Here is a 16,213-nt window from a genome sequence, read left to right on the forward strand (position 1 = left end):
GCGAGTTTCATGAAGCAACCGACTATGCTGGTGGTCATGCGCAGGACGAGCTTCGAAGACATGAACTGCTCGCTGGCCCAATGCCTCGAGGTGGTCGGCGAGTGGTGGACGCTGCTGATCGTGCGCGACGCGTTGCTCGGCGTGACCCGCTTCGACGACTTCCGCGAGCGCCTCGGCATCGCCCGCAACGTGCTCACCCAGCGCCTCGAGCACCTCGTCGAGCACGACATCCTGACCAGGGAGCCCTACCAGGACAACCCGGTTCGCCACGACTACCGCCTCACTCCGAAGGGCCGCTCACTGTGGCTGGTCGTCACCGCGATGCGGCAGTGGGGCGACGAGTGGGCCGCGCCGTCCGGCCCGCCGCTCGAGCTCGTGCACAACACCTGCCAGCACACCGCGGTGGTCGAGCCGGTCTGCTCGCACTGCGGCGAACACGTCGCCCTCGCCGACCTGCACGCGGTCCTGGGTCCCGGCGCCCGCACCCCGGCCTTGCTCCCGATCCCGGTGCACTAGGCGAAGGCCGGCGGTCCGGCCTGTGCCGGGGTGAAGGGTTAGCTTGTGGATGTGATGGAGATCGACCTGGATCGGTTGCGGGTGTTGTTGGCGGAACGCTCACTGGCGCCCCAACATTGGTGGTTGCTGCGCGATGGGGAGGTGGGCGCCCGGTTGAGCGAGGCGCGGCGGCTCGCCGCCGACGTGGACCCGGAGGTCCGCGGGCAGGCCTGGGCGGCGCTGGATCGCGTGGTCGGCGAGCAGGATCGCGGCAACTTCGTCGCCCTGCTGGTGGACGGTTTCGACATCGACCAATTTCGGCGGCTGCTGACCGACCCCGATCCGCAGATCCGAAGCCGGGCACCGCGGATCGACACCCGGGGGCCAGGACGGCAGCCCTTCGTCACGCTGACGCTGGATCTGCTCGGGGATGAGCGTGTCGACTACGCCTGGCCGGACTGTATCGAGGTGCTACGCCGTCCCGGAAACTTCACGACCCTGGTCGAGGCGTTGACCGCTTCGCCGAAAGGCGGCCTGGGTGAACGCCTGTGGATCACGCTCGGACTTCCCGGCGACACCCGCGTGCCCGAGTTCCTGCCCGAGCAATCGCCCCCGGCGATGGTTTCCTGTCCGTTCTCCGGCGACTGCGCGGACGAGGATTTCGTTGCCGCGCACCGATGCAGGCATCTGCCCATCGTCTCGGCGCTGCTGGGCAGTTCGCTCGACAACGTCCGCCACGAGGCGATCTCGGATCTGTGCGTGTTCGGCACGGGTGCGGTGGGTGCGTTGCGGTCGGTGCCGCGGTCCGACCGGGTGACGCGGCGCGCCGCGATGACGATGCTTGCCGAGTTCGGGTGGAACTACCTCGCACCGGACGATCTGACGGTGCTGCATCGGTTGATCCGGATGAAACAGCGGACCGAAACACCCGCGCCAGTGGATTTCCAGCGGTTGTCCGGGTCGTGGTTCGCGTTGCCGACCGCCGATCACGCCGCGGTCCTGGCGGCGTTCGATCTCCGCGACCCGGTCGCGGTAACCATGCGGATGGGGTTCGCGCCGTGGCAAGGGACAGTGCCGCTGACCATGTACCCCGGCTATTGGACCGACCTGGGCTTCGGAGCGGACGACTCGGCGCCGCAGTCGTGGGATCTCTACCCCGAGGTTTTCCTCACTCCCGTACTGGACGGCTGGACCTTGGTGTTCTTCAAGGACACCACCTGGGCAGCGAAACCACACATGCCCACTGGTGAGAAACAGTCCGAGATGTATCTGCGCCTGGAGGAATTGAGCCTGCGCTTCGGCACCGCCCACTGGTATGAGCAATTCGTCGACGACTACGCACCAGGGTGCCGGAGCCAGTGGTGCATCGCGCGAGACGGTGCCATCCGCATGCATTGCGTGTCCGCCGGGCAGGTGCGCATCCGCCGGTCGGACGAGATCGATCCGGACGCACCGCTCGATCGGCTCTACGCGTGGCTGCAAGCCGGCGACCGTCGACGCGCGACATCGGAGCCGGGTCAGGTCACGGCCTACCTGGACATGCTGCGCGAGCATGCCGGCGAGGCGCACTCGCCGGACGATGACGAGGACCTCGAGCCGGCAAGTGCCTTGCAGGACCGGGTATTCGGCGCGCGCAGCAGCACAGCGCTTGTCGGTGGACCTGGAGAATCTGGGTGCCCACACCCGGGTCCAGGGCTCTGGGCTGCTGGCGGTGCCTGCCGCCCTGCGGCACTACCCACGTCGCGGCGCACTGCCGATCTAACCCGCGAGTTCCGGTGTCGCGTGCGCGGGACCGGGGAAGCGGTGGTTAGGGTGCGTGGGTGGACGGGCAGCTGATCGACACGGTGGCGTGGGTGCGGATCGAGGGCGGGCGCATCCTGTGTGCGCGGCCGCGCGGCAAGGACGTCTTCTATATTCCCGGTGGCAAACGCGAGGGCGCGGAGACCGATCTGCAAACCCTGCTGCGGGAGATCGAAGAGGAGCTCACCGTCGCGTTGCTGCCCGAGACGGTCGCCCACGTCGGCACCTACGAGGCTGCGCACGGACCCGCGCAGGTCGTGCGGATGAGCTGCTATACCGCCGACTATCACGGCACCTTGGCCGCGAGCAGCGAGATCGAGGAGATGGCGTGGTTCAGCTACGCCGATCGGGCGCTCGTGCCGCCGGTGGATCAGCTGCTGTTCGACGATCTGGTGGATGCGGGCCGATTGCGTTGAGCCGCAGGCGCAACGCGCTACGGTCGGCGCTATGAGTTTGGTCCTGGCGTGGCTGCGCGCGGCGGCCTATGCCCTGTGGGCGGTGCCGCTGGCGGCAGGCCCGATCCCGCCGCGACTGCGGGTGCCGCGGCGCCTGCTCGGCGAATGGGTCAATCCGCGCAAGTATTCGGCGGCGCGTGCGTTCTGGCATTCGCTGCTCAGCGGCGCGCTCGGGGTGGTGACCTGGTTTCTGGCGTTCCTGGCCGTGCTCGGCGCGGTGCGGGGCGTGTGCTACCCGCTGCTCACCTCCGGCGGCTACGGGAATGCCTGGGGCGGGCCGACTTTGGCCGGCGCCTGGTCGGTGCACGCGCTGATCGGGGTGGCGTCGCTGCCGGTGTGGCTGGCGCTGGTCGCCGGAATCGGCGCGCTGCAGGTTCGGCTCACCCGCGCGATTCTCGGGCGTGCGGGGCCGCGCTGGCCGGTCGCACTGACGGTGCTGCTGTGCGCGGCGGGCGCGCTGCTGTTCGTGTCCTGGGTGCGGCAGGTGTGAGGTTCAGCAGAGCGGGAACTTCGAACCGACGAACTGGCCCTTGATCAAGCACACGATGAAGTACCCGAATTCGCGTGCGTAGGTGGCAGATCCGGACTCCTGCGCGGCCGCGACCATCGGTATCGAAGCGGGGGCGGCCACCGCGGGCGCGGCGGGCAGCACAAGGGCGCCGGAAACCACCACGGCGGCAAGGGTTCGTTCGATACGCATATACCTGACTCTCTTCGAACGGTGTGCGAACCGGCAGCCCCGAAGCGCTCGGGGCCGCCGGGGACTCAGGTGGTGACGATCGGACGCTGCACGCGTTCGATGAGGTGCTCCACCAACGTCATCAGCACCGTCTTGCACGAACCGCGGTCGCGGGCATCGCACAGCAGCACCGGGGTGTTGGGATCGAGGTCGAGCGCGTCGCGCACCTCCTCGATCGTGTAGACCGGCGCACCGTCGAAACAGTTGACCCCGACGATGAACGGCAACCGCCGCCGCTCGAAGAAGTCAACGGCGGCAAAGGAATTGCCGAGCCTGCGGGTGTCGGCCAGCACGACCGCGCCGAGCGCGCCGCGGGCCAGCTCGTCCCAGAGGAACCAGAAGCGGTCCTGTCCCGGGGTGCCGAACAGATATAGCACCAGGTCCTTGTCGATGGTGAGCCTGCCGAAGTCCAGTGCGACCGTGGTCGTGGTCTTCTGTTCCACGCCGGACAGATCGTCGACACCGGTGCTGACCTCGGTGATCAGCTCCTCGGTGCGCAGGGGCGCGACCTCGCTGATCGCCGACACCATGGTCGTTTTACCGACGCCGAACCCGCCGGCGACGAGGATCTTGACCGAGGCGGCCAGGTGCGGCGTGCCGCTGGGGTCAAAGTTTTCGGATTCCATCCAGTACCGCTCGCAATATGTTGAGGTCTTCGGGCCCGGCTTCCGTCGGGACGGGAGCCCGGAATATGAGTTGCCCGTCGCCGATTAGGTCGCCGACGAGGATCTTCGTCACCGCGAGCGGTAAACGCAACTGAGCCGATACTTCGGCCACCGTTTGCGAAACACGGCACAGCCGAAGGATATCGGCGTATTCGGGTTCCATCCGGCGCGAGGCGCCGGCCGAGTCGTCGGTGACCACGGACGTGAGCATGTCCAGTTCGGGGCCCGCCCCGCTGGTTCGCCCGCGCGTCACCGCGTACGGGCGGACCAGCGGGCCTGCCGCTTCGTCGAACCAGGGCTCACGCGGGTGGGTCATGACAGATTCGATTCACCCTGTCCGACGAGGTCGTGCCGTGGCGTGGTGGACAGGTAGTTGCCGACGCGCTGGACGGTGAGGTTCATCTCGTAGGCCACCATGCCCAGGTTCGCGGACTCGATCGCCTGCAGCGCAAGGCATGCGTTGTCGCCGGCGGAGGTGACGAACAGCACGGCCCGGTCGAGTTCGATCACGGCCTGGCGCACGCCGCCGCCGTCGAATCGGTTGCCCGCGCTGCGCGCGAGACCGTAGAGCGCCGAGGACATCGCGCCGAAGTGTTCGGCGTCCTCACGGGTCATCGCGCTGGAGCGCCCCAGTAACAGTCCGTCGGTGGACAGCACCACCGCGTGGCGCACCCCGGCCAGCCGGTCGACGAGATCGTCGAGCAGCCAATTGAGATCACCTGTGGGAGAAGAGGACACCCCTAACCTTCCTGTTCGTCCGGGACGACGGCGGAGCGTCGGCCCTGCCTGGTCCCGTTCTCGATGGCGGACATCAGATCACGAGCTTGTTCGGCCGAGCGGGCCGGCGCCGCGGGGGCGGGTGGTTCGGGAGCGGGCTCGGCCAGTTGCGGTGCGAGGTTGGTCTGCCTGCTGCGCCGCGGCAGTGCGGGGCGGCCGTCACCGTCAGGTTGCGGGGCGGGCGGGATGTGCGGTCGCGGGCCGTAGGGCGCGGGGGATTCGATGGCCAGGGTCGCGACCGAACCGGTGACCGGCTGGGCGGCCTCGGCGGGTCCGGCGGGTTCGCTGGTCATCGGCGTGGCCAGCCGCCGGCGCCGGCCGGGGTCGGTGAGTTCCGAAGGGGTCTGTGCCGGAATGGAATCGGCGACGATCAGCGCGGACGGGATGAGCACGATGGCCTTGATGCCGCCGTAGTCGGATTCCGCGAGCCGCACCGTGACCCCGTGGCGCACCGCGAGCTGGGCGACCACGAACAGTCCGAGCCGCGAGTCCGCCGACAGCGCCGCGACACCGAAATCCGGTGGGGTGCGCAGCATGTCGTTCAAGCGGGTGAGTTCGCTGTCGGGCATGCCCATGCCCTGGTCGCTGATCTCGGTGACCACGCCCTTGCCGACCACGTTGCCGCTGACCTCGACGCGCGACTGCGGCGGGGAGAACGCGGTGGCGTTGTCGACGAGTTCGGCGAGCAGGTGGATCAGGTCGGCGACGACGGTGCCGACGACGTGCACCTCCGGCAGCCGCGACACCCGCACTCTGGCGTAGTCGAGGGTTTCCCCGACCGAGCTGCGCACCAGATCCATCAGCGGCACCGGGTTGCGCCATTGGCGGCCGGGCTGGCCGCCGCCGAGGATGGTGAGGTTCTCGGCGTTGCGGCGTTCGCGGGTGGCCAGGTGGTCGAGCCGGAACAGGGTGTCGAGCAGGGCCGGATCCTCTTGGCGCCGTTCGGCTTCGTCGAGGATCTCGAGCTGGCGGTGCACCACGATCTGGCTGCGGTGGGCGATGTTGAGGAACACCGCCTTGACGCCCTCGCGGGTGCGGGCCTCGGCGACCGCGGCGCCGATGGCGGCGGCGTGCGCGTGCTGGAATGCCCTGGCCACCTGGCCGATCTCGTCATGGCCGAAGTCGAGGACCGGGGTCTCGGCGGCGGGGTCGATGGTTTCGCCCGCGTTGAGCCTGCGCATGGTCTCCGGTAGTCGCTCGTCGGCGAGGGCGAAGGTCTGCTTGCGCAGTCGCTTGAGCCTGCGGATGATCCGGTTGGCCAGCACGAGCGCGATCAGGAAGGCGGCGATGCTGACCACGAGCACGCCGCCGCCGGCGTAGAGGGAGTTGGCGGCGGAGGTGTTCGCCTTGTCCTCGGCCAGTTCCTGGGAGCGGCGGTTCTGCGAGATCCACACGTCGATCATCGCGCGGTTGACCTCGGCGGCGGCGTTCTGCCAGTCGGTGGTCGACAGCGGCAGGGCGGGCAGCTTCGAACTGCCGGTCGAGCTGCTCGATGAACTGTTCGAGGAGCCGCTCGTGGAGTTCGCTCCGCTCGACGAGCTGGTGGTGGCGGCCTGCGCGGCGAAATAGCGTTGGGCGAGCGCGGTTTCCATCAGCGACAGCTGCTGCCAGTTGGTGCTTCCGGTGAGCTGCTGGAGCCGGTCGTGCATGGGGCCGGTGGGGAATTCGGCGGCCAGGTTGCCGATTTCGTTGTGGTAGAAGCCGACCTGGCGCAGGAACTCCTCGATCGGGATCGGGGTGGGGCCGTTGGCGGTGGCGAGCATGACGCCGAGGGCGTTGCTGCGCGACATCGATTCCGCGGCGTTGAGGAAGCGCATGCCGTCGGCGATGGCGATGCCGATCTCGGTGTCGGGGGCGGACTGTTCGGCGATCTCGGTGCCGACGGAGATGACGTCGAGGATGCGGTTGTAGAACATGTAGGCGTCCGACGGCGGCAGCTGGCCCGCGTCGGTGGCCATGCGGACCTGGGTCATCTGGCTGAGCAGGGTGTTGAAGCCCGCGACGTCGTCGCCGATCTTGGAGTCGTCGACCTTGCGCAGTCCGGTGGAGGCCTCGATCAGTCCGCGCATGGCGCCGTCGAGGCGGATGCGCGCCGCGGCCAGGGCCGGGGGAACGGTGTCGTCACCGGCGAGCTGGGCCAGGGTCAGGCGGCGTTCCTGCTGGACCGCCTCCATCAACTCCCGGGTGTGCGGGATGGCCTTCTGATTCTGGACCGCCCATTCCTTGGCCGTGGTCCCCTCGGCTACCAGATATCCCGCTGCGCCCACGCCGACTACAAGCAGAGTCAAGCTCGGAATGAGCGCGATTGCCAGAATCCGCGTACGAACCCCGAGCCTCGCTCTGAACATCGGCACAACCTAAACCACAAAACCAACCGCACGGCCGTCGTGTCCCGCTGAGTGGGACTGGAATTGACTTCACCGCCACGATCGCGCTCAGGGCCGGGTTCGAGCGGCAAATCCCGCCACGTAGGCGGCGTTCACCGCCGACGTATGATTCCCGGATCGCCGGGATGGGTGATCGGGGGAGGAACTGATTTGCAAACATGCACGCGATGCGGTGTGACCCTGTCGCTGGACACGTTGTCCCAGTGCACAATCTGTGGCTCGCCGACGCTGGTTCCCGGCGGACCGCCGCGCACCGCCGGCGGATTCACGCTCAGCTATGGGGTGTTCGGATGCGAGGACTGCGGCGCGATCTACAGCCTCGATCGCGGTGAGGGTGCCTGCCCCGAGTGTGGATCCGCGCATGATCTGCCCGATCGTCACGTTCAAGCCCGGGTCCGGCACTTCGGCGCCGACCTTGTCCGCCTCCAGGAGCGACTCGAATACGCCTACAACTGCCCGCATTCGGATCGAGGAGCGCGCGGACCCGACGGCCGGTACGAGGTGTGGCTCAAAACGCTGATGCTGCCGAACTTTCTCCGGTGGGCGGATGCGCTCCCCGCCGCGATGGGCAGCGGGGATTTCAGCGATCCCGAAGCCGAGCACACCCGGGTCGCGTGGACCACGTTGCTGGCCCTGGCCAACGAGGTGATCGATGTTTCCTTGTCGCTCAAGCACAATCCCGGTCCACCGAATCTGCTCTCCACCCATCGCACGCTGATCCGTGGTGTCCTCATGTTCGCCTCAGCGATCGTCGGCTTCTGCACGACGCTGACCGCACCGACGGTCAGTGTCGCGATCGAGCGGATGACACACGGCCAGGGCCTGCTGGACTCCGCCGGTCCGGCGGTCGCCGAAGCCTGTAACCTGCTGCAGCCCCTGCGGCACGGGCCGGAATTTCTGCTCAGTGGGACCGCGGCGGCGGTTGTCTTCGCCGAGTTGGGTGATCTGGCCGCCAAGGACCCGGTTCTGCTCCGACCGCTCCTTCCGCTGGCCGCGACGTCGAGGAGCATGCACGATCCCGGCCGGCGAGCCGAGCGGGTAGCGCTGACGCGGTCGGTCCTGGACGCGGCGACTCGGGCGGCGCCGGACTGGACGACGACGCTCGACGAATTCGTGGCACAGAGCTCGACCGCCTGGCGCAAGCTCGTCGAACAGCACGAGCGATTGGTCCGCCTGATCGAAAGCTCGCGCGAGCGGCGGGGATGGGTCGACGACGCCCTCGATATCAGCATGCGAGTCGCCGAGGGGCCTTATCAGCTCTACGGCCAGATCATCGTGGTCGCGAGCAAGATCTCGACCGGCGCGGAGTCCGCCTTCGACGCCGATGCCCGCGGCAGGCACCGCGGCTTTCCCGCGGTCCTCAAAAGCCTCCGCGCCGACGTTCCGGGGCTGGCCGACGGGATCGATCCACTCCTGCGTAACGCCTCGGCACATTACGACTACGTGGTGGACGGCGACCGCGTGCTGATCAACCACGTGTATGGAAAGAACCGGCCACCGCAGGTCGACGAGCTGCGATTCGATGACCTGCTCGCCCTGGTGGCCAACCTGTTCGAACAGGTGACCGCCATGGCGATGGGCATTTTGACCTGGGTGTGGCAGTCCGCCGGCTCGGCGGACCGGGAGAAGTTCCGGCAGGCATGGCTCACCGCGTGAGAATGTCGGCGGCCCGGACTATCGCGTGTCGACCGACATACCTGCGTGGTCAGCCCGCTCTCCAGCGTAGATTGTGTGTATCTCGCGGTTACACGAGATCGCATCGAACACTTACGTAGGAGGCAACGATGCCCGCGCCGGAAGCTGCCGTCTTCGATCGTCTGAGCGCGCTGGCCGCGATCGACGGTCCCGACGCTCGTTCGCGCAAGACGATCGCCGAGACGTTCACCGGCACGCCGCTGGGCACCGTTCCGGTGGGCACGGCCGAGGATGTGACGGCGGCGTTCGAGAAGGCCAGGGCCGCGCAGGCGCGCTGGGCGGCGCGGCCGGTCGCCGATCGCGCGGCGGTGCTGGAGCGGTATCGGGCGTTGATCGTCGAGCACCGCGAGTTCCTGATGGACGTGGTGCAGGCCGAGACCGGCAAGGCGCGCTGGGCGGCCCAGGAGGAGATCATGGGCTTGATCTTCGCGGCCCGCTACTTCGCCAGGAACGCCGCGAAACTGCTTGCCCCGCACAGCGTTCCGGGCGCGTTCCCGGTGCTCAACCGGGCCTCGGTGCGGACCCAGCCCAAGGGCGTCGTCGGGGTCGTCGCGCCGTGGAACTATCCGATGCTGCTGTCCATCGGCGACTCGATCCCGGCGTTGATCGCGGGCAACGCCGTGGTGGTCAAACCGGACAGCCAGACCCCGTTCTCCTCACTGGCCAACGCCGAATTGCTCTACCGCGCCGGGCTGCCGCGCGATCTGCTCGCGGTCGTGCCCGGCCCGGGCACCGTGGTCGGCACCGCCATCGTCGACCAGTGCGACTACCTGATGTTCACCGGTTCCTCGGCGACCGGGCGCACCCTGGCCGAGCAGTGCGGACGCAGGCTGATCGGCTTCTCCGCCGAACTCGGCGGCAAGAACCCGATGATCGTGGCCGAGGGCGCGAACCTGGACAAGGTCGCCAAGGCCGCGGTGCGCGCATGCTTCTCCAACGCCGGACAGCTGTGCATCTCGATCGAACGGCTCTATGTCGAACGCGCGATCGCCGCGGAGTTCACCGACAAGTTCGTCGCCGCGGTCGAGGCCGCCAAACTCGGTGCCGCCTACGACTATTCGGCCGATATCGGGTCGCTGATCTCCGAGGCACAGCTGGAGACGGTGACCAAGCACGTCGCCGACGCCACCTCCAAGGGCGCCACGGTGCTCGCCGGCGGCAAGGCGCGCCCGGATCTGGGCCCGCTGTTCTTCGAACCGACGGTGCTCGCCGACGTCACGGACGCCATGGAGTGCGGGCGCAACGAGACCTTCGGCCCGCTGGTGTCGATCTACCCGGTCGACTCCGTCGACGAGGCGATCCGGCTGGCCAACGACACCGAGTACGGCCTCAACGCCAGCGTGTGGGCGTCGAGCAAGTCCGAAGGCGAACGCATCGCCGCGCAGCTGCACGCGGGCACCGTGTGCGTCGACGAGGGTTACGCGCCCGCGTGGGGAAGCACGGCCGCGCCGATGGGCGGCATGGGCATCTCCGGGGTCGGCCGCCGCCACGGCCCGGACGGGCTGCTCAAGTTCACCGAACCGCAGACCGTGGTGGTCACCCGGTTCCTGAATCTGGACGCGCCGCCGATGGTTTCGCAGGACAAGTGGCAGCGGTTCCTGATGACGGTCGCGCGCAGCCTGCGGTTCCTGCCCGGCCGCTGAGCCAGCGTCCGCCAGGTGGTCGTGCGCCACCTGGCGGACGCCGCCGGCCGGTCACCCCGACGGGCGCGCGTACCCCTCCGCATCCGCACATGGTCGCGAATACGGAGCACGCCCATACCGTGCGATCATCCGGTCCGATCGCGCGGGCTCGGGGCGACCGGTGGTCTAGGTCAGCCGATCCGCACCGGTATACGGCGGCGGCAGGGTCGCCACCTCCTCGTCGCTGAGCAGCCGCGAGCGCAGCAGGAAACGCACGCCCTCCGGCGCCTCCAGCGAGCAGCTGCTGCCGCGCCCGGTGGCCACGTCCACGGTGACGTGGGTGTGCTTCCACAGCTCGTATTGCTCTGCGCTCATCCAGAATTCGGTGTGCCAGGGCAGATAGCCCAGCAGCACGTCCGCGCCGCCGATGCGGAACTCGCGCACCGGCAGGCACACCGGTGAGTTGCCCTCGGCACGGCCGCCGGACTGGTGGAACAGCACCGCGCCGTGGCATTCGATCAACTGCCGCAACACGGTTCGGGCACGCTCGGTGATGGCGACCCGGTGGGTTCGATATTGCTGCATCAGAAGAACCCCAGCTTCGTCGGCGAATAACTGACCAGCAGGTTCTTGGTCTGCTGGTAGTGATTCAGCATCATCTTGTGGCTCTCCCGGCCGATGCCGGATTTCTTGTAGCCGCCGAACGCGGCGTGCGCGGGAAAGGCGTGATAGCAGTTGGTCCAGACCCGGCCCGCCTTGATCGCGCGACCCATCCGGTAGGCGGTCCCACCGTCCCTGGTCCACACCCCGGCACCGAGGCCGTAGAGGGTGTCGTTGGCGATGCGCACCGCTTCCTCGACGGTGTCGAACCGGGTCACCGCGACCACCGGCCCGAAGATCTCCTCCTGGAACACCCGCATGGTGTTGTTGCCCTCGAAGATGGTGGGCTGGATGTAGTAGCCGCCGGGCAGGCCCTCGACCTTGCGCGCCTCGCCGCCGGTGCGGACGCGGGCACCCTCCTGTCTGCCGATGTCCATGTAGGACAGGATCTTCTCGTACTGGTCGTTGCTGGCCTGGGCCCCGATCATGGTGGCTTCGTCGAGCGGGTCACCACCGGCGATCGCCTCGGTGCGGGCCACGCAGCGGGCCAGGAACTCGTCGTAGATCGAGGAGTGGATCAGCGCGCGCGACGGGCAGGCGTAGACCTCGCCCTGGTTGAAGGCGAACATGCCGAAACCCTCGATCGCCTTGTCCAGGAACGCGTCGTCGTCGGCCATGACGTCGGGCAGGAAGATGTTGGGGCTCTTGCCGCCCAGCTCCAGGCTGATCGGGACGATGTTCTCGCTGGCGTACTGCATGATCAGCCGCCCGGTGGTGGTCTCGCCGGTGAACGCCAGCTGCGCCACCCGCGCACTGCACGCCAGCGGCTTTCCGGCTTCGACGCCGAATCCGTTGACCACGTTGAGCACTCCCGGCGGCAGCAGGTCCGCGATCAGCTCGACCACGAGCATGATCGAGGCCGGGGTCTGCTCGGCCGGCTTGAGCACCACGCAGTTGCCCGCGGCCAGGGCGGGCGCGATCTTCCACGCCGCCATCAGGATCGGGAAGTTCCACGGCAGGATCTGCCCGATCACGCCGAGCGGCTCGTGGAAGTGATACGCCACGGTGTCGCCGTCGATTTCGGCGACGCTGCCCTCCTGGGCGCGGATCGCGGCGGCGAAGTAGCGGAAGTGATCGACGGCCAGCGGCAGATCCGCGGCCAGGGTTTCGCGGACGGGTTTGCCGTTGTCCCAGGTCTCGGCGACCGCGAGGGGTTCGAGGCTGGCCTCGATCCGGTCGGCGATGTGGTGCAGGATCGCGGCGCGCTGCGCGGCCGAGGTGGCGGCCCAGCGCGGGGCGGCGGCGTGCGCGGCCTCCAGGGCCAGGTCGATGTCGGCGGCGCTGGATCGGGCTATCGCGCAGAACGTTTCGCCGTCGACCGGCGAGGGGTTGTCGAAGTAGCGGCCTTCGATGGGTGCGGCCCAGTCGCCGTCGATGAAGTTGTCGTACCGGGTGGCGTAGCTGACTATGCCGGCGTCGGTCCCCGGTCTGGCGTAGATCATGGCTTCGCTCCTCACAGATTCACTCTGAGAGGGCCACTATGGCCGGTGAAGGTTGGCGCGAGGTTGGTGTGGAAGGTTCAACCTTCGCAACCGCGGGCCTCAGCTGCGCAGCGCGGTGTGCAACCGGGCGGCGACCACGGCCCGGCGCACGTCGTCGAGGGGGAGCAGGCGCAGGGCATGCTCGTGCACCTCGATATCGCCGGGCGCGCGTTCCCCGAACGCGACCGCGTGTTCGGCTCGATCGCTGGCCAGGACCGCGTTGCGCACGCCGACATCGAGATACGCGCGCCACTGCACCACGCCGGGGGTGTCCGAGCCGGGCAGCAGCGGGCCGCGATAGAGCCACACTGCGGAGGTGGTGTCGCCGGCCGCAACGGCGGCCAGCAAGTCCACCGCATCGCAGGCGACCGGGCCGGTGAGCAGGTAGCGGCGGTTGCTGATCTCGCCGCCGGTGGCCCGGCGCAGGTGTGAGACATCGGCTTTGAGGGTGCTGGTGGAGACCGCGCGGTCGCCGTAGACCGCGGCGTGCAGCTGTTCGGGGGTGAAGCCGTCGGGTTCCAGGGCCAGCAGCGCGAGGATCTCGAGCTGGCGCGGCGGCAACGGGACCGGGCGGCCGTCGCGCAACAGCCGTGCGGTGCCCAGGCATTCGAGGCGCACGCCCGGCGTCGGCGCGGGTTCGGCGACGCGCAGCATGGTTTCCACGGCGGTCACCAGCGCGCGGACCGAGGTCATCACCGCGGGATGGGAGCGATCCCAGGAACTGGACAGGTCGAGCACCCCGACCTGCCTGCCGTCGGGGGCGTGGATCGGGGCGGAGTAGCAGACCCAGCCGTGCAGGGCGGCGACGAGGTGTTCGGCGGAGAACACCGAGCACGGGCGGTCGTCGTGCAGGGCCAGCGACAATCCGTTGGTGCCCATGTGGGTTTCGTCCCAGCAGCCGCCGGGGGCGAAGTTCACGTCCTCGGCCTGCCTGCGCAGGGTGCGGTCGCCGCACGACCACATGATGGTGCCCGCGTCATCGGTGACCACGGCGAGGTAGCCCGCGTCCTCGGTGATGCCGCGCAGGTCCGCGGACAGCTCGGTGATCGGGGTGCGTAGCGGCGACTGGGCCCAGGCGTCGCCGATGTCGTCGAGGCCGGGCGCGACGGTGACCGCCGGGTCGACGGTGTGCAGCGAGCGTTGCCAGGATTGCGCGACGTCGGTGCGCAGCAACGTCGGTCGGTCCGGCGGGGTCGCGATTTTCGGGGCCGTAGCCCAGCGCTCCCATTCCTTTTCCAGTTCGGCCCGCTGCTGGGTCAGGGTGCGGAACTGTGCCACTTCGGGGAACCCCATCGTCGTGTGAAGTCACATTCGCTCTCTCATTCTGGCGTACGCACGACGACGGCGGGAGGGTTTGTCGGCAAACCGAACGGTCCCCATGGGGGCGGCGCGAGGTTTCCCGGCGTGGCGCACAGCGTGTTCGCCCCAGCCCCGCACGGTCTGTTCCGGACCAACCTGGTGGACGAGGCTCAACGGGACATGGGTGAGTCAATGTGCGAGTAGCGGCACGGTCATGTCCCGTTGAGCGCTAGGGGGTTCCGGGTGTTCGAGCTCTGCTCGCCTGGATGGTACTGACCGGTGCGCCGTTGGAGGATTTCGACGGCCATCCGTCGGTGCTGGTGTGTGGCAGTCGAATCGGCGAGTTGAGTGTGCCGAGCTGTACGAGGTGGTCTATTGACTAGGTTTCGTGGGGGATCGCTGGGCTCTGCGGGTTTGCCGGTCTGCGCTGGGCTGGGTGGTGTTCGCTGGGTGTGCTGTTGCGCTGGTAGAGGATTGGCAGGGCGTCGGGGTTGATGCTGGGTTTGCCGGTCTCCGCTGGCTGGGTGCGTCGTTATGCTGCTGGTATGGCTACCGTTTCGCGGCGGGCCGAGCTCGCTGACGTGCATGAACTGGCGACGGGCATGCCGCATGTGACGCGGATCGACGGCCCCGCCGGTAATCCGGTGTACCAGGTCGGCGGCAAGTCGTTCGTGTTCTTTCGCACGCCGCGCCCCGATGCGTTCGATGCCGAGACCGGTGAACGGTACCGCGACGTGATCATGTTCTGGGTGCCGTCGGATTCGGACAAGCAGGCGCTGGTGCAGGATCCGGGGCTGCCGTTCTTCACCACCGCACATTTCGACGGTCATCCCTCGGTGCTGGTCCGTGGCAGCCGGATCGGCGAGCTGAGTGTCGCCGAGCTGTCCGAGGTCGTCCAGGACGCCTGGTTGTCGCGCGCCTCCCGCAGACGCGCCGCCGACTGGTTGGCCGCGCATCCGCCGAACACCTGAGTACTGTGCCGTCTTTCCTGCCCGAACGGGCGGCTCGTGTGCAGTCCCTCGGTGATCGCTTGCGCACGCGGGCCGAGCGAGGCGTGCAGTCGATGCGGTGATGCATCGACTGCACGTCGGCCTCACTTGTTGATGAAAATGCCTGCTACGTCGGCGTTCTTGATGGGGGTCTCGGCGTTGCGCTGACCGCCGCAGAGAATGTCGACCGAGACCATGGTGGCGTCGACGGTGGTGCCCGCGGGTTCGTGGTCGTCGTTGGTCTGCTGCTTGACGAACTTGGTGATCGTCATGCGCTTGTCGTCCTGGCTCTGCTTGACGTACTCGCTGCACGGAGTGTCGCCGCCGCGGTTGAGCGCGCGCTGGACATCGGTGCACCCGGCGAGCATCAGGGCGACCGCCGCGATCCCGAGGCCGGTCCGCCCGGTCCGTGACAACGTGGCGTTCATGTGCTCCTCCTGAATGCTTCGTCGCCCGGCCATCCGCGGCGATCCCCACCACCCTAAAGCCCCGAACCCCTCCCACACCGTCACCACGACCCACGATCACCAAATCCACACCCCCTCCCGAGATCCGCACCGATCTCGAACGCCCAGAGGCACCGCGAACCCCGAGTTCGGGTGCGCCCGCTCCGGACACAACGCCGGGGTACGAAGTGGGCAAGTCGAGCGATCCCGCCGTGCACCAGGCTGGAAGCCCGATCGGGTCCGATAGCTCGGTCCGCCACCCAGCGACACGCAAGTACTCGTGCCGACTGATTTCGAGCCCGGATCGGTTCAGGATGCACTGATGCCCGGCCAGGCTCAGTCGACGATGCTCAACTGGACTGGCACCGCACCCGGGCAATAAGGTCGCGCCCTCCAAGTCGCGCCACACGCCTTCCGACCACAGCGCCGGTGACGGGGCAGCGGTTATTCCGATGACGCCCTGGCCGATTCGGCGGTACATCTGCCACTCGCCGCCGCACCCAGGCCCTCCAGGACGCGCCATCCGAACACAGCGCCGGATACAGGGTCGACGGTAGCTTCGATGATCCCCTGGACGATTCGGCCGGACGCCTACCACTCGCCGCCCCCGGCAACAGGATCGCACGCTCCGAGTCGCGCCGCACGCCTTCTGATTTCCCGAACCGGGATTTGCATGCGATTTTCGTTGCGGGAAATCAGAAGG

General features: G+C 68.3%; 16 protein-coding genes. 7 read left to right on the forward strand and 9 right to left on the reverse strand.

Annotated elements, in window-relative coordinates; translation table 11 throughout:
- Nucleotides 1-36 precede the first annotated feature (36 nt).
- Genes ACFQ9K_RS30700 through ACFQ9K_RS30715 form a run of 4 tightly spaced genes read left to right on the forward strand, consistent with a single transcriptional unit; the run spans nucleotide 37 to nucleotide 3,240 of the window.
- Complete coding sequence (locus ACFQ9K_RS30700; RefSeq protein WP_378721755.1) at nucleotides 37-516, forward strand: winged helix-turn-helix transcriptional regulator; 480 nt, start codon at nucleotides 37-39, stop codon at nucleotides 514-516.
- A gap of 51 nt (nucleotides 517-567) precedes the next feature.
- Entirely contained in the window at nucleotides 568-2,331 is a 1,764-nt protein-coding gene (locus ACFQ9K_RS30705) for a hypothetical protein (protein ID WP_378721731.1), read from the forward strand.
- Entirely contained in the window at nucleotides 2,316-2,711 is a 396-nt protein-coding gene (locus ACFQ9K_RS30710; RefSeq protein ID WP_378721729.1) for an NUDIX domain-containing protein, read from the forward strand. The genes ACFQ9K_RS30705 and ACFQ9K_RS30710 overlap by 16 nt, the downstream gene beginning before the upstream one ends.
- Nucleotides 2,712-2,742: 31 nt before the next feature.
- Nucleotides 2,743-3,240 carry a hypothetical protein gene (locus tag ACFQ9K_RS30715; RefSeq protein WP_378721727.1) on the forward strand — a complete coding sequence of 166 codons (498 nt, stop codon included), beginning with the start codon at nucleotides 2,743-2,745 and terminating at the stop codon, nucleotides 3,238-3,240.
- A 3-nt stretch (nucleotides 3,241-3,243) separates the two neighbouring features.
- Here ACFQ9K_RS30715 and ACFQ9K_RS30720 read toward each other — a convergent pair whose 3' ends face one another.
- The 5 genes from ACFQ9K_RS30720 to ACFQ9K_RS30740 form a co-directional block, all read right to left on the reverse strand.
- The gene (locus ACFQ9K_RS30720; RefSeq protein WP_378721726.1) at nucleotides 3,244-3,450 is read right to left on the reverse strand and encodes a hypothetical protein; all 207 of its coding nucleotides are present in this window, start codon (nucleotides 3,448-3,450) and stop codon (nucleotides 3,244-3,246) included.
- A gap of 65 nt (nucleotides 3,451-3,515) precedes the next feature.
- Entirely contained in the window at nucleotides 3,516-4,115 is a 600-nt protein-coding gene (locus tag ACFQ9K_RS30725) for an ATP/GTP-binding protein (RefSeq protein WP_378721725.1), read from the reverse strand.
- The gene (locus ACFQ9K_RS30730; protein ID WP_378721723.1) at nucleotides 4,096-4,470 is read right to left on the reverse strand and encodes a DUF742 domain-containing protein; all 375 of its coding nucleotides are present in this window, start codon (nucleotides 4,468-4,470) and stop codon (nucleotides 4,096-4,098) included. Before ACFQ9K_RS30730 ends, ACFQ9K_RS30725 begins: the two co-directional genes overlap by 20 nt.
- A complete protein-coding gene (locus ACFQ9K_RS30735; protein ID WP_364733329.1) occupies nucleotides 4,467-4,892 on the reverse strand; it encodes a roadblock/LC7 domain-containing protein in 426 nt (141 codons plus the stop codon). The genes ACFQ9K_RS30730 and ACFQ9K_RS30735 overlap by 4 nt, the downstream gene beginning before the upstream one ends.
- A 2-nt stretch (nucleotides 4,893-4,894) precedes the next feature.
- Nucleotides 4,895-7,279 (reverse strand): nitrate- and nitrite sensing domain-containing protein, encoded by a 2,385-nt coding sequence (locus tag ACFQ9K_RS30740; RefSeq protein WP_378721721.1) that lies wholly within the window; start codon nucleotides 7,277-7,279, stop codon nucleotides 4,895-4,897.
- Between the two features lie 213 nt (nucleotides 7,280-7,492).
- On the opposite strand from ACFQ9K_RS30740, the gene ACFQ9K_RS30745 reads away from it, so the two are divergent.
- A complete protein-coding gene (locus ACFQ9K_RS30745) occupies nucleotides 7,493-8,974 on the forward strand; it encodes a hypothetical protein (protein WP_378721719.1) in 1,482 nt (493 codons plus the stop codon).
- 128 nt (nucleotides 8,975-9,102) lie between these two features.
- Nucleotides 9,103-10,656 (forward strand): succinic semialdehyde dehydrogenase, encoded by a 1,554-nt coding sequence (locus ACFQ9K_RS30750; RefSeq protein ID WP_378983911.1) that lies wholly within the window; start codon nucleotides 9,103-9,105, stop codon nucleotides 10,654-10,656.
- A gap of 165 nt (nucleotides 10,657-10,821) precedes the next feature.
- On the opposite strand, the gene ACFQ9K_RS30755 is transcribed toward ACFQ9K_RS30750, so the two are convergent.
- From ACFQ9K_RS30755 to ACFQ9K_RS30765, 3 genes are all read right to left on the reverse strand, one after another.
- A complete protein-coding gene (locus ACFQ9K_RS30755) occupies nucleotides 10,822-11,220 on the reverse strand; it encodes a DUF779 domain-containing protein (protein ID WP_378726719.1) in 399 nt (132 codons plus the stop codon).
- Nucleotides 11,220-12,737, reverse strand: coding sequence for an aldehyde dehydrogenase family protein (locus tag ACFQ9K_RS30760; protein ID WP_378726721.1), 1,518 nt, complete (start codon nucleotides 12,735-12,737; stop codon nucleotides 11,220-11,222). Before ACFQ9K_RS30760 ends, ACFQ9K_RS30755 begins: the two co-directional genes overlap by 1 nt.
- A 99-nt stretch (nucleotides 12,738-12,836) precedes the next feature.
- Entirely contained in the window at nucleotides 12,837-14,054 is a 1,218-nt protein-coding gene (locus ACFQ9K_RS30765; RefSeq protein ID WP_378726723.1) for a transcriptional regulator, read from the reverse strand.
- A gap of 566 nt (nucleotides 14,055-14,620) precedes the next feature.
- On the opposite strand from ACFQ9K_RS30765, the gene ACFQ9K_RS30770 reads away from it, so the two are divergent.
- Complete coding sequence (locus ACFQ9K_RS30770; RefSeq protein ID WP_378726725.1) at nucleotides 14,621-15,046, forward strand: MmcQ/YjbR family DNA-binding protein; 426 nt, start codon at nucleotides 14,621-14,623, stop codon at nucleotides 15,044-15,046.
- 122 nt (nucleotides 15,047-15,168) lie between these two features.
- Here the strand turns inward: ACFQ9K_RS30770 and ACFQ9K_RS30775 are convergent, their stop codons facing one another.
- Nucleotides 15,169-15,492: a hypothetical protein gene (locus ACFQ9K_RS30775; protein ID WP_378726727.1), complete on the reverse strand. Its 324-nt coding sequence runs from the start codon at nucleotides 15,490-15,492 to the stop codon at nucleotides 15,169-15,171.
- Nucleotides 15,493-16,213: the final 721 nt, after the last annotated feature.

It is taken from the genome of Nocardia sp. NPDC056564 (assembly GCF_042793755.1).
Taxonomy (GTDB): domain Bacteria; phylum Actinomycetota; class Actinomycetes; order Mycobacteriales; family Mycobacteriaceae; genus Nocardia.

What these genes read in the sequence shown, in the direction of transcription:
- ACFQ9K_RS30700 (WP_378721755.1), top strand. Translation starts at nt 37, where the DNA reads ATGCGCAGGACGAGCTTCGAAGACATGAACTGCTCGCTGGCCCAATGC.
- ACFQ9K_RS30715 (WP_378721727.1), top strand. Translation starts at nt 2,743, where the DNA reads ATGAGTTTGGTCCTGGCGTGGCTGCGCGCGGCGGCCTATGCCCTGTGG.
- ACFQ9K_RS30720 (WP_378721726.1), bottom strand. Translation starts at nt 3,450, where the DNA reads ATGCGTATCGAACGAACCCTTGCCGCCGTGGTGGTTTCCGGCGCCCTT.
- ACFQ9K_RS30725 (WP_378721725.1), bottom strand. Translation starts at nt 4,115, where the DNA reads ATGGAATCCGAAAACTTTGACCCCAGCGGCACGCCGCACCTGGCCGCC.
- ACFQ9K_RS30730 (WP_378721723.1), bottom strand. Translation starts at nt 4,470, where the DNA reads ATGACCCACCCGCGTGAGCCCTGGTTCGACGAAGCGGCAGGCCCGCTG.
- ACFQ9K_RS30740 (WP_378721721.1), bottom strand. Translation starts at nt 7,279, where the DNA reads ATGTTCAGAGCGAGGCTCGGGGTTCGTACGCGGATTCTGGCAATCGCG.
- ACFQ9K_RS30750 (WP_378983911.1), top strand. Translation starts at nt 9,103, where the DNA reads ATGCCCGCGCCGGAAGCTGCCGTCTTCGATCGTCTGAGCGCGCTGGCC.
- ACFQ9K_RS30755 (WP_378726719.1), bottom strand. Translation starts at nt 11,220, where the DNA reads ATGCAGCAATATCGAACCCACCGGGTCGCCATCACCGAGCGTGCCCGA.
- ACFQ9K_RS30760 (WP_378726721.1), bottom strand. Translation starts at nt 12,737, where the DNA reads ATGATCTACGCCAGACCGGGGACCGACGCCGGCATAGTCAGCTACGCC.
- ACFQ9K_RS30770 (WP_378726725.1), top strand. Translation starts at nt 14,621, where the DNA reads ATGGCTACCGTTTCGCGGCGGGCCGAGCTCGCTGACGTGCATGAACTG.
- ACFQ9K_RS30775 (WP_378726727.1), bottom strand. Translation starts at nt 15,492, where the DNA reads ATGAACGCCACGTTGTCACGGACCGGGCGGACCGGCCTCGGGATCGCG.